This window comes from Ktedonobacterales bacterium (genome assembly GCA_036557285.1).
GTDB lineage: Bacteria > Chloroflexota > Ktedonobacteria > Ktedonobacterales > DATBGS01 > DATBHW01.
In genome coordinates this window covers 64,367-75,537 of the sequence record DATBHW010000016.1, presented here as the reverse complement: position 1 = coordinate 75,537, position 11,171 = coordinate 64,367, and the positions used below count along the sequence as shown (strand labels likewise).

The 11,171-nt window shown below is 59.5% G+C and carries 11 protein-coding genes; 7 read left to right on the top strand and 4 right to left on the bottom strand.

Annotation, left to right across the window (positions count from 1 at the left end):
* The first annotated feature begins 216 nt into the window (after positions 1-216).
* From VH599_05665 to VH599_05655, 3 genes are all read left to right on the top strand, one after another.
* Entirely contained in the window at positions 217-2,262 is a 2,046-nt protein-coding gene (locus VH599_05665; protein ID HEY7347787.1) for an acetoin utilization protein AcuC, read from the top strand.
* An 81-nt stretch (positions 2,263-2,343) separates the two neighbouring features.
* Entirely contained in the window at positions 2,344-2,925 is a 582-nt protein-coding gene (locus VH599_05660; protein ID HEY7347786.1) for an emopamil-binding family protein, read from the top strand.
* 49 nt (positions 2,926-2,974) lie between these two features.
* Positions 2,975-3,859: an SPFH domain-containing protein gene (locus VH599_05655; protein ID HEY7347785.1), complete on the top strand. Its 885-nt coding sequence runs from the start codon at positions 2,975-2,977 to the stop codon at positions 3,857-3,859.
* Between the two features lie 22 nt (positions 3,860-3,881).
* On the opposite strand, the gene VH599_05650 is transcribed toward VH599_05655, so the two are convergent.
* The 4 genes from VH599_05650 to VH599_05635 all read right to left on the bottom strand — a co-directional run bounded on the left by VH599_05650 (position 3,882) and on the right by VH599_05635 (position 7,538).
* Positions 3,882-4,325, bottom strand: coding sequence for a VOC family protein (locus VH599_05650; protein HEY7347784.1), 444 nt, complete (start codon positions 4,323-4,325; stop codon positions 3,882-3,884).
* A 371-nt stretch (positions 4,326-4,696) separates the two neighbouring features.
* On the bottom strand, positions 4,697-5,506 hold the full coding sequence (locus tag VH599_05645) for a response regulator transcription factor (GenBank protein ID HEY7347783.1): 810 nt from the start codon (positions 5,504-5,506) through the stop codon (positions 4,697-4,699).
* Positions 5,507-5,529: 23 nt separating this feature from the next.
* Complete coding sequence (locus VH599_05640) at positions 5,530-6,558, bottom strand: trypsin-like peptidase domain-containing protein (protein HEY7347782.1); 1,029 nt, start codon at positions 6,556-6,558, stop codon at positions 5,530-5,532.
* Positions 6,559-6,602: 44 nt separating this feature from the next.
* Positions 6,603-7,538, bottom strand: coding sequence for a trypsin-like peptidase domain-containing protein (locus tag VH599_05635; GenBank protein HEY7347781.1), 936 nt, complete (start codon positions 7,536-7,538; stop codon positions 6,603-6,605).
* 300 nt (positions 7,539-7,838) lie between these two features.
* On the opposite strand from VH599_05635, the gene VH599_05630 reads away from it, so the two are divergent.
* From VH599_05630 to VH599_05615, 4 genes are all read left to right on the top strand, one after another.
* Complete coding sequence (locus VH599_05630) at positions 7,839-8,351, top strand: dual specificity protein phosphatase family protein (protein HEY7347780.1); 513 nt, start codon at positions 7,839-7,841, stop codon at positions 8,349-8,351.
* A gap of 66 nt (positions 8,352-8,417) precedes the next feature.
* Entirely contained in the window at positions 8,418-9,119 is a 702-nt protein-coding gene (locus tag VH599_05625; GenBank protein ID HEY7347779.1) for a class I SAM-dependent methyltransferase, read from the top strand.
* A complete protein-coding gene (locus VH599_05620) occupies positions 9,116-9,901 on the top strand; it encodes an RNA ligase family protein (protein HEY7347778.1) in 786 nt (261 codons plus the stop codon). The genes VH599_05625 and VH599_05620 overlap by 4 nt, the downstream gene beginning before the upstream one ends.
* 26 nt (positions 9,902-9,927) lie before the next feature.
* Entirely contained in the window at positions 9,928-11,169 is a 1,242-nt protein-coding gene (locus VH599_05615; protein ID HEY7347777.1) for an AAA family ATPase, read from the top strand.
* The last annotated feature ends 2 nt before the right edge of the window (positions 11,170-11,171 follow it).

Below are 11,171 nucleotides of genomic sequence, written 5' to 3'. Positions count from 1 at the left end.
GCGCCGCCATCTTGGCGGCCAGCGGACCAGCAGGCCAACGCTGGCCGCCAAGATGGCGGCGCTACAAGTAACACGTCTCGCTTGCCAACACCTCAGATTTGGTAGAACCAAGCGCCGCTTTCCTCTTACCAGCGGAGGCACATTGCTGATATGATTGCTTACAAAGCGTCGGTGTAAGAGAGTTAGCCCTACTGTTATCACTGAGGAGGCACACTTATGAGCCAGGCTGGTGATTCCACGCAGCCACACAACCAGAAAGCAGTTCCCAGGACAGCCGCATCGAAAGAGGCTGGGGTTCTCTTCGTGCACGACCCGCAGTTGGGCCAGTACGACTTTGGGCGGGAGCATCCCCTGCGCCCACGCCGCCATCTGCTGCTGGTGGACCTGTTGGAAACGGTTGGCATCCTCCAGCCTGGGAATCAGGAGGTGTTGATTCAACAAGAGGCGAGCCGTGAAGAATTGACATTAGTGCATAGTCCTCAGTATGTGGAGGCGGTGGAACGCTTGAGCGCCTCTGGCGGCGCGGGCGCGCGAGCGACCAACGGGAGCGAGAATGCCGAGGCCCAGCCGAGGCAAGCGCCCGCCGCCAGAGGCGCTGATGATTTTACGGGTGAGCGGGTGATGAACCCGGAACTATACGGGTTTGAGATGGGGGATAACCCGATCTTTGAGGGGATGCACAACGTTTCGGCGCGGATCGTCGGCGGGACGCTGGCAGCAGCGCGGGCGGTGATGGCCGGAACGGCCCGCCATGCCTTCAATCCAACTGGCGGCCTGCATCACGCGATGCGTGATCGCGCCTCTGGCTTTTGCATTTATAACGATGCAGCGGTGGCGATTGCGGCGCTGCTGCGCGAATACGAGGCGCGTATCCTCTATGTGGATTACGATGGGCATCATGGCGATGGCGTTCAGTGGGCCTTTTACGACGAACCGCGTGTGATGACGGTTTCGTTTCATGAGACGGGCCGCTACCTCTTTCCTGGGACGGGCGACGTACTTGAACTGGGCCAGGGAGCCGGGCGCGGCTTCAGCGTCAATATTCCGGTGGATGCTTTCACCGAGGATGGTTCCTGGCTGGAGGCGGTGCAGGCGCTTGTGCCTTCTCTGGTAGCCGCCTTTCATCCTGATGTGATTGTCAGCCAGCATGGCTGTGATACGCATAGCTGGGATCCGTTGACGCACCTGTCGCTGACGACACAGGCGACGGCGGCCCAGGCCAAATTGACGCATGAGCTTGCGCACGAGCATTGCCAGGGGCGCTGGCTGGCGTTGGGCGGCGGCGGCTACGACATCTATCGCGTTGTGCCGCGAGCCTGGGCGCTGGTCTGGTCGGAGCTATCGGGGAGGGCGCTGCCTGAAGAGATACCCGCTGCCTGGCTTGATCGCTGGCAGGCCGAGAGCCAGGATGCGCTGCCGCCGCGCTTTCTGGACGACCCGGCTGACTTTCCGATGAAGCCGCGCCGCGCCGAAATTGAACGCCACAACCGCCGCGTCGTGGCCCAGGCGCGCCGCCTCTTCCTACCAGCGCAGGTGCGCCAGGCGTATCCACACGCGCATCCGCATGTACCGGAGGGGCCATTTCCGGCGGTGCGCCCGGAAGCCCTCAGCGCGGGCGTGCCAGACCTGCTGCGCCTGGGTGGACAGACGCCAGAACCGCGTGTCAAAACGCTGAAGACGGCGCGCGGAACGATCCTCTTGCGCGATTGGTGTCCTCCCTCGCTGGTGGAGCGTTTAATCCCCGATGAGGGCTTGCAATCCTTCGCCCGCCGCGCTGATCGAGAGCAGGAACTGCTGAAGCGCATCGCCACACGGCCCGATTCTGAACTGGTGGTCGCGCATACCCCCGAAGGCGTTATGGTTGGGCAGGTCAGCATTTGCGCGGGCGATGGCTGGTGGGAAGGCATTCACGATCTCTATGAGGTTGCCATTGAGGTAAGCGCCAACTGGCGCAAATTAGGGCTGGCAGGTGAACTACTGAAGTTCGCCCTGGAGCCAGCTTATTTCGCTAAGGTGATTCTCTTTGCCCTGGGCTATGCCTGGCACTGGGACTTAGAGCAAACCCGGTTGGGAAGCATGCGCTATGGGGCCATGATTCGCGGCCTCTTCCAGAAAATGGGCTTTGAGCAGATGTATGCAACCGAACCCAACTTACTGATGGACCCGGCCAATATCTTCCTGGCGCGTGTGGGCGCGGACGCCAACCCTGAGTCGGTAGCCCGCTTCCGCGCCAGGCTGAGTACACCTGCCAGCTTCTATTAGCCGACAAGACAGGGCGCTTGACTGATAGACTATGATGGTATCAAGCCAGTTGTATGCAGAGTGAGGGAAGGAGCTGGTTTCTTGTCAGAGTCAACCCAACAGACAGCGGCGCTCGCCAGTTCGCCGGAGCAAGCGAAGAGGAGCGCGCGCGCGCCAATCCCGCTGAGCCGTCGTCGGCTCGATCTTCTGTTTGTGGCTTTCTTCCTCGTGAATCTATTGTTTATTACCTATATTGTTGATATTGAACAGATCATTATCCCCGACCCGTTCCATTTCCAATATCCCATCTGGCCGCCTCCGCCGCTGGTTGATATGATTCACTGGTGGGGGCGCACGTATGATCCCCTGCTGCTGGCCCGGCCCCCCTGGTGGAAGGCTACCATCTGGATTGATTCGCTCTTCTTTGGCCCGTTCTACGCCTGCGCCATCTATTCGTATATCAAGGGCAAAGACTGGATACGCATCCCCAGCATCATCTGGGCATCGGTGATGATGACGAACGTGATCATCATTCTCTCCGAAGAGATATACGGCCCCCACGCCAGCCCCCAGCTTGTCATGGTTATCCTGGCGAATCTGGCCTGGCTCGTGTTCCCCATTGCCGTGATCGCGCGTATGAGCCGCCGCGAGCATCCCTTTACCGAGCCAGCCGTAGGAACATAAGCAACGTGTTGTGTAGCGGAGCATTTTTGCTCAACAGGAGGAACCCGGCATGGCGCTAGCCCAGGTTATTTCTACCCTTGGCCCCGATGGTGAAGAGATTATGGGGCCAGAGATTTTGCTCTGGCATTATCCCCGCAACGACATCCTGAACGGGGCACTGCTCACGGTGGAGAGCAACCATTTCTGCGTCTTGAAGTCGCGCGGGGCCATTCTCAACGTCTTCGAGACGGGGCAGTACCCCATCGCTACGCCACAGCGGCCTATTTTCGGTTCGATCCAGCAGGCGTTTTACGGTGGTCAGAGTCCCTGGCAATACGAGGCGCTCTACATCAATCGGGCAAAACTGGTGGTGAAGACGAGAGGGCTGGCGCTCTCGCGTGAAATGGCCGAGATGAGCTATGATGTAGATTATTATATTCACGTCAACACGGCGCAGGATGCGGTGCGCCTGGTCCAGCACATGCCCTATCGAGGTCACGCGCTGACAACGGCTGAAGTGAACGTGTATGCCGGGCCGGTGGTTGAGCAGGCGATCAATCAGGTGATTCAGGTAACGCGGCTGGAATCGGTCAATGAAAAGATTCACGACCTGACGCAAGTTGTTTTCCAGCACCTTCAGCAGTTCCTGGCTGGCTATGGGATTGCGCTCGATACCGTCAAGGTGCTGATCTTCCCACGTGACGAGCGCATGCGCTCCCTGATTGCGCTGAAGGCGTTTGGGTTGAGCGAAGTTGACGCTGTGCGCTACTATACAGCGATGCTGATGGCGCAGCATGGCATCATCTCTGCGCCCAATATGGCAATTGGGCAGCCCTTCAATATCAGCGCGGGCGCGCCCCTACTGCCGGGGAATGCGATTTCTGCCGCTCCTGCCGCCCCGAAGCCGAGCGCCGCGCCTGCTCAGCCTGTGGCTCCTAAACCGGCTGGCTCCTAGACCGGCGAGCGTTACAAGTGGCTCACCGCTCGACGGGAAGACCCTCCCATGAACGCGCCCAATCGGCAAATTCAATCACGTTGCCATCGGGGTCGTGGACGAAAAGCGAATGCTGCTCTGGTTGGAACTCTACTCGCCCGTCAGGAGAGAAGCCAGCGGCGAGCAGACGGTTTTCGATGCCCTGAAGCTGGTCCTGCGGGATGAGAAAAGCCAGGTGGACATGGGCGCCGCCCCGCGAGCCGTGAATGCCGACGCCCGGGCCGCCAGCCTGAGCGGTCCACAAGCCAAGGTAGGTTCCGGGCGCGGCTTTCACCCAGATTGCAGGGCGTTCTGCTGAGAAGCGTGTGACTTCTGGCATACCCAGCACGTCCCGATAAAAGTAGGCGGCGCGCTCCAGATCGCTCACCTCTAGCACGATTTCCATCGCCCGATCTGTGGGCGCTGAGAGTGGTTCTTGCTCAGCCATTACATCCCCTTTCTTTTTTACTCAAGAATATCATGTTCCCTTGAGGATGCAACCGTGTGGGAGCCTAGGTTCCACCAAAAATGAGGTGTTAGCAAGCGAGACCCGTTATTTGTAGCGCCGCCCCCCTTCGGGGAGGGCCGCTTGCCTCGGCTGGGCCTCGGCACTCTCGCTCGCTGCGCTCGCTCGCGCGTCCCTTCCAGGCGGCTCAACGCTGGCCTGCTGGTCCGGTGGCCTGGCGGGCGAACGTTCGCCCTGGCGCAGCGTTAGCCGCCAAGATGGCGGCGCTACAAGTGGCGTCCCCCCAATAGTTGGTGGAACCTAGAGCCTATCAGAAAAAAGAGAAATCCAATCCGATAATTTCCCAGTTTCTCTTAAAGAATCAGCAGGCCGCGCCGGGCAGCTAGAGTCACGGCTTCTGTGCGGCTCGCCGCGCCGAGCTTCAGCATAATCGCGGAGACGTGAAACTTTGCGGTGTGTTCGCTGATGTGCAACTGCGCGGCAATCAGTTTATTGGGCAATCCCTCTGCCAGCAGTTGCAGCACCTCTAATTCTCGCGCGGTAAGTGGCTCCTCGGCATCTGCCAGGCGCTCAGGCATCGGTGGCTGCGCGCGTTCGGGGGGCGCTAGCAGGTCGCTCGCCAGTCGGCGGTCAAGGGTAATCAGGCCACCGGCAACGGCAGAGATAGCGGCCACAATCTCTTCGCCGGTAGCGTCACGTTGGAGCGCGCCAAAACCTAAGCTCTGGTCGGCAACGACGCGCGCCATACTTCCCAGGAGTCGTAATAGTTCTTGATCTCTGCGGGTGTTAGAGTTGGGAGATTGAGACGCGCCCAGGACCACGATGCCGCGCTGTGGGCGCAGCGCCCCCAACCACGCATCAATAGCATCGCTGTCCTCTGAACCGTCCAGATCAGCCAGCACGACATCCGGCGGATTTTCACGATCACTGATGAGGCCCGCGCTGCTGGCGCGCAGGATGGCATCTGGAGCCATCTCACCGATGACCGTCCAGCCCTCTTGCCCGCGCACCAGCGCGCTGAGTCCGGCGCGAACGGTTGGATAAGTTGAGACAACGTAGACACGCACTGCTGGGTCGCCTCTCTGTGCAGATGAAAAATAGTTGTTCGCGCCAGCAGCCCTGAGTGGGAAGAGAATGCCTCCCACATCAGGGTCTCCTGGCACGTCAGGCTCTTATCAAAAATATGTTATGCAGCGGCGCGTACCTCTGGGAGCAGCGAGAGTTCCAGGCGCTCGCCGCCGCGCAGCAGCGAGAGCGTCAATCCCTGGCCGCTGCTTGGCCTGGCGCGGCGCAAGAGCCGCGAGATGTACTGAACATCGTGGACGGCCTGTCCTTGAACCGCTAACACGACATCACCTACTATTATGCCCGCTGCTTCTGCGGGGCTGCCAGCTTCTACCTCCAACACCAGCGCCGCTGTCTCTTGCTGGATGCCCAACCGCTGGCGTAGGGCTGCGGGTAGGGGCGCGGTAAGCACCTGCACGCCAAGATATACCTGCGATGTTGCCTGGCCGACTTCTAACAGGAATTGTTCCACAACGCGACTGGGTATGGCAAAGGCCAGACCCCCGCCAACCATCGCGTTGACGCCGACGACGCGGCCCTGCGCGTCGGCCAGCGGCCCGCCGGAGTTACCAGGATACAGGCGAATATCTGCCTGAATAAAATCTACCCCTTGCAGCCGCCTCTCCCGTCCTGGGGGTGTGTCGCCATCTGACGCCGGGTGCTTTTCCGCGTCCCTGGCAGGCTCGATTGGCTCAAGCCGTATGTCGGGATCGGCGGGCGCGCGAGCCGCCAAGACGCCAAACGTCAGCGCCCCAATGCGCCCAAGCGGATGGCCTACCGCCAGCATCAGTTCGCCCACTCGCAGCTTTGTGGAGTCGCCGATCTGCGCCGGATGAAGGCTGCTGGTATGCACGCGCAGCGCAGCCAGATCGTGCGCCGGATCGACGGCGATAAGCGTCCCCTGAATCTTGCGGTTATCGGCAAGCTGCAATGTGAGCGTCTTTTCGCCAGCGGCGCGTACAACGTGGGCGTTGGTGATGATAGTCGCGTCGGCTTCGCCGTCAGCATCGGGCGCTTCGAGACGCCAGATGATGCCTGACCCGATGCCTCGGCTCCCTTCATGCACCTGCACGACGCTGGCGCGCACCAACTCGGTCAGGTTGGCAAGCTCCTCAGAGAGAGGGTTGGTAGTGTTTTGTTCTGTTGACATAGAAGCGATTCCTTCCTGGCGATCCGCCTGGAGGATAGTGAAAGCTAGGACCGTTCGGTAACAGTGATATTGATGTCGCGCGGCTCGCCACCACGGAAGATTTTCGCCTGGAGCGCCTGGCCCAGTTGATCAGCCCCAAGCTGGGCGCGCAGGGTCGCGCCATCCGTTGTCGGCTGGCCGCCCAGCGAAACCAGTAGATCGCCGATCAGCAAGCCTGCTTTCTCTGCCGGGCTGCCAGGCTCGACGGCGACGATCAACAGGCCCGTCTGCTGGGTGATACCGCCCTTTTGCGCGAGCGCGGCAGGGAAAGGCACCTGCTGGGTGCCGACCCCAAGGTATCCGCGCCGCACACGCCCATGTGTCAGCAGCGTGTTTGCCACGCGGCGCAGTGTCACGACGGGAAGCGCGCTGCTGTTCTGGCGGGTAAGCTGCGAGCTATTCAGACCGACCACGCGCCCTGAAAGATCGACGAGTGGCCCGCCTGAGAAGCCAGGATAGAGCGTTACATCGGCATAGATAACGCCTTCGATCTCGCTGCCCTGGTAGGAGCGCCGGGGGCCATCAATAGAGCTGACCGCGCCAAACGAAACACGCGGCCCGTCTGATGATGGCCGCCCAATCGCCAGGACGAGATGGCCGACGCGCAGCCCTTCGCTGGTTTCTGCGGCGACGTTCTCCGCGCCCAGTTCCACGCCGCTCAGCCGGAGCGCGGCCAGGTCAGTGCTGGGATCGCGGCCAATAAGCTGAGCCTTCGCTTCGCGCTTGTCCGGCAGGGTAAGGGTAATATCTTCTTCGCGCTCGATGACATGATCGGCAGTGAGAATGATGGTTTCTTGCCCGGCTTGCCAGAGAATGCCGGTTGCGGTCTGGCGCGGTCTGGCTGCGACGGTAACGATGGAGCGCGCGGCGCGCTCGACGACGGTTGCTAATTGATCTGAAAACTGACTCAGCACTGATGGCTGGCCTTGTTTCTCTGCCATTGTAATCTTCTCCTCTGGTACTCCTGCCGCTCTGAACGGGCCAAAACCTTGTGTCTTGTAAATAGCCTGGTGGTGATAGCTTGTGAACTCAGCCCGTTGGCGTGACTCGGTAGGACACTCTGAGCATACAATGCGGTGAGCGCGGCCACATCCCCCTTCTGTTGAGTGAGCTACCTAGACCTTTGGGCAGGCGGAGAAAAGCACAAACCTGGCTGGAAGACTGATTTGCCAATCAGCGCCAGATGGTACACTTCAAGCAAGAAGGACGCAAGAAAGGCGAAGGAGGATAGCGAGAAGGTTATGCGCGGTTTTTACTGGTTGATTGAGGGCTTGCTGGCAGGCTGCCCACGTCCAGGCGGCAGAGGTGGAGGTAATCCTTTCGCGCGCGAAAAAGATGCCCACTCTGAAGAAGCCGATAGGCTGGATGATGATCTGCTCTGGCTGAATCAGCAAGGTATCGGCGCGGTCCTCTCGCTTACTGAAACGCAACTGAACGCTGAAGCTCTGGCGCGGCATGATCTGGCCGTATTACATCTGCCTGTGCCAGACCTGACCCCTCCAACGACAGCACAACTCGTGCGCGCCCTTGAGTTTATTGATGAGCAGCACGCGCTTGGCCGCGCAGTAGTGGTCCATTGCCTGATGGGCCAGGGGCGCACCGGAACCGTCCTGACCGCTTATCTCATTCGCAGCGGCGCCAGCCCGGCAGAAGCCCTGCGAACGGTTCGCGCCGTCTGTACGGGCGCGGTAGAAGCACCCTCCCAGGAGCGGGCGCTGTATGCCTTCGCTGAGCGCCGCGACTGGATCGTGTAATCATCTGCTTTGCGGCCCCATGTGCTATACTTCAGCCGATTTCCCAAAGGATGAGGCCTGGCACCCATGAGCAGCGCCCCAGCTTATTATTCACGGCTTGCGGCTGCCTTTGTGCGCGGAAAGCTGCTGCATACCCCTCTAGCGGAGCAGCATAGGCCATTGTTTGCTCAACCGCTCAATGACCTTTCTGATGAGGCGCTGGAGCAGGTTATTCAATTTGGCATTAGCCAGGGACTCCGCTTGCATCGGTTTAAGCGAACGATGGAACTGCCGCGTGTCAGGAAGGCGCTGGGTGTTCTAAAGGGTCTTCAGCCGTGTAACCTGCTTGACATTGGCAGCGGCAGGGGCGCGTTTCTCTGGCCGCTGCTCACCGAATTTCCCGATCTGCCCGTCACGGCGCTTGATCTGCTTGATTATCGTGTGGCGGATATGCAAGCGGTACATGCTGGCGGTATGACGCAGCTTACGGCGTTGAAGATGGATGTCACTTCGCTGGCGTTTGCTGATCGCAGCTTTGATGTGGTTACGATGCTGGAGGTGCTGGAGCATATCCCCGATACTACAAAGGCGCTGGCGGAAGTCTGCCGGGTGGCAAGCAGGTGTCTTATCTGCTCAATACCATCCAAAGAAGACCATAACCCTGAGCATATTCATCTGTTTGACGAGCGCACGTTGAGGGCGCTGTTGACAGAGCAAGGGGCGCTGCATGTGAACGTGAGTTATGTTCTGAACCATATCCTGATCGTGGCAAAGATGGGGCAGGGATGAGCGAGATTTATAAATATCCACGCACACGGCATATCGAAGGCTCCGGCTTGCAGCCGGGCGATGAAGATGTGAGCGTTGCTTCGTTTCAAGAGCTTGCAGGGCGCTATCTGGTGGTGGAAGAAAAGATGGATGGGGCTAACAGCGCGGTGAGCTTTAACCCTGATGGCCGATTGCTCCTGCAAAGCCGGGGGCATTACCTGGTTGGCGGCGAACGAGAAAAACATTTTCACCTTCTCAAAGCCTGGGCCGGGCGCTACACCACCGACTTATGGGACGCGCTGGCTGATCGCTATGTGATGTATGGCGAGTGGTTGTATGCCAAACACAGTATCTTCTACACTGACTTGCCCCATTATTTTCTGGAGTTTGATCTGTTCGACAAAGTAAATGCCGTCTTTCTCAGCACGCAGAGGCGCAGGAAACTGCTGAAGCAAGCGCCTTTTGTCGCGTCGGTCAAGGTGCTTTACGAGGGGCAGGTGAAGTCGTTGCGGGAACTGACGGCGCTGGTCGGCCCATCGCACTTTATTGCCCCGGATTCTCTGCGCCGCCTGGAATCGATCTGCACTGTAAGAAATCTGGACGCCAGACTGGTCTTACCTAAGACCGATCAAAGCGGTTTGATGGAAGGCTTATATATCAAGGTCGAGGAAGGTGGGCAGGTGCAGGGGCGCTATAAATATGTGCGCTCCAGCTTTCTGCAAACGGTCCTCGACTCCGACAGCCATTGGCTTGATCGCCCGATCATTCCCAACGGCCTGAAACCTGGCGTCCGGCTCTTCTAAGCGCACACGAGATAATGAGGCAGGCTGTGAACGACGAGCGAGAGAATATACAAAGCTGGTCTTTTCCCTTTTGCCCCATGCCGCCAGATTGGCGATTGTCGTGGGAGCGCATCCAGGCGCAGTGTGACTGGATACAGGCGATGCGAGACACGCCGCAAGACCCGCTGTTTCATGCCGAAGGGGATGTGCTGATTCACACGCGCATGGTTGCGGAAGCTTTGATCGTGTTAGACGAATGGCGCGCTTTGCCTCAAGAGGAACGCGAGGCGCTGTTTGCCGCCGCCCTGCTGCATGACGTGGCGAAACCAGCGTGTACTGTCGTCGAGCCAGATGGTAGGATTAGCTCGAAGAAGCATGCCCGCAAAGGTGAATCGCTGGCAAGGGAGATTTTATGGCGAGGCATCGGCCTGGACACGCCTGCGGCTCGCGCGCCCGCCGCCGAAGGCGCGGGCGCTTGCGGGAACTGGGTTCCCGCAGTCTCGCCTGCGGCTCGCGCGCCCGCGCCCTTTGCTCAGCGGGAGCGGATTGCTAAACTGGTTCGCTATCACGGCTTGCCTCTATGGTTTCTGGAAAAGTCGGCTCCTGAACGTGCGGTGATTGAAGCCAGCCAGACGGTTCGCCTGGATAGGCTGGCGCTGCTGGCAGAGGTGGATGTCAGGGGGCGCATCTGCGCCGACCAGCAGGCATTGCTGGGACGCATCGAACTCTTCCGCGAGTTCTGCCAGGAGCAGCGGTGTTATCACGGCCCCAGGTCGTTTGCGAACGCGCAGAGCCGTTTCCTGTTTTTTCGCGGCGAGGGCAGAGACCCGGAGTATACGGCCTATGATGATTCGCGCTTTGAGGTAGTGTTGATGGCCGGGCTGCCCGGCGTGGGAAAAGACCGCTGGATAGCAGAACATTGCTCGGATTGGCCGATAGTTTCCCTTGATCGTCTGCGCCAGGACTTGAAGATTGCCTCTGAAGCACAGCAAGGGCGGGTGATTCAAGTGGCGAAAGAGCAGGCGCGCGCATTGATGCGCAAACAGCAATTCTTTGTGTGGAATGCGACCAATGTTACCCGTTTGCTGCGCTCACAGTTGATCGACTTTTTCACCTCATATCACGCGAGGGTTCGCATCGTCTATGTAGAAGCCCCCTTTGATGAGATGCTGCGCAGGAATGCCGCGCGCCCCAATCCTGTCCCCGAAGCGGTGATCTATCGCCTGATGCGCAAGCTAGAAGTCCCTGACCTCACGGAAGCGCATGTGGTGGAGTGGATCAGTTCATAATA

Excerpts from the sequence above, each read along its gene's own strand:
- VH599_05625 (HEY7347779.1), top strand. The coding sequence starts at position 8,418 with ATGAGCAGCGCCCCAGCTTATTATTCACGGCTTGCGGCTGCCTTTGTG.
- VH599_05650 (HEY7347784.1), bottom strand. The coding sequence starts at position 4,325 with ATGGCTGAGCAAGAACCACTCTCAGCGCCCACAGATCGGGCGATGGAA.
- VH599_05655 (HEY7347785.1), top strand. The coding sequence starts at position 2,975 with ATGGCGCTAGCCCAGGTTATTTCTACCCTTGGCCCCGATGGTGAAGAG.
- VH599_05635 (HEY7347781.1), bottom strand. The coding sequence starts at position 7,538 with ATGGCAGAGAAACAAGGCCAGCCATCAGTGCTGAGTCAGTTTTCAGAT.
- VH599_05630 (HEY7347780.1), top strand. The coding sequence starts at position 7,839 with ATGCGCGGTTTTTACTGGTTGATTGAGGGCTTGCTGGCAGGCTGCCCA.
- VH599_05620 (HEY7347778.1), top strand. The coding sequence starts at position 9,116 with ATGAGCGAGATTTATAAATATCCACGCACACGGCATATCGAAGGCTCC.
- VH599_05640 (HEY7347782.1), bottom strand. The coding sequence starts at position 6,558 with ATGTCAACAGAACAAAACACTACCAACCCTCTCTCTGAGGAGCTTGCC.
- VH599_05665 (HEY7347787.1), top strand. The coding sequence starts at position 217 with ATGAGCCAGGCTGGTGATTCCACGCAGCCACACAACCAGAAAGCAGTT.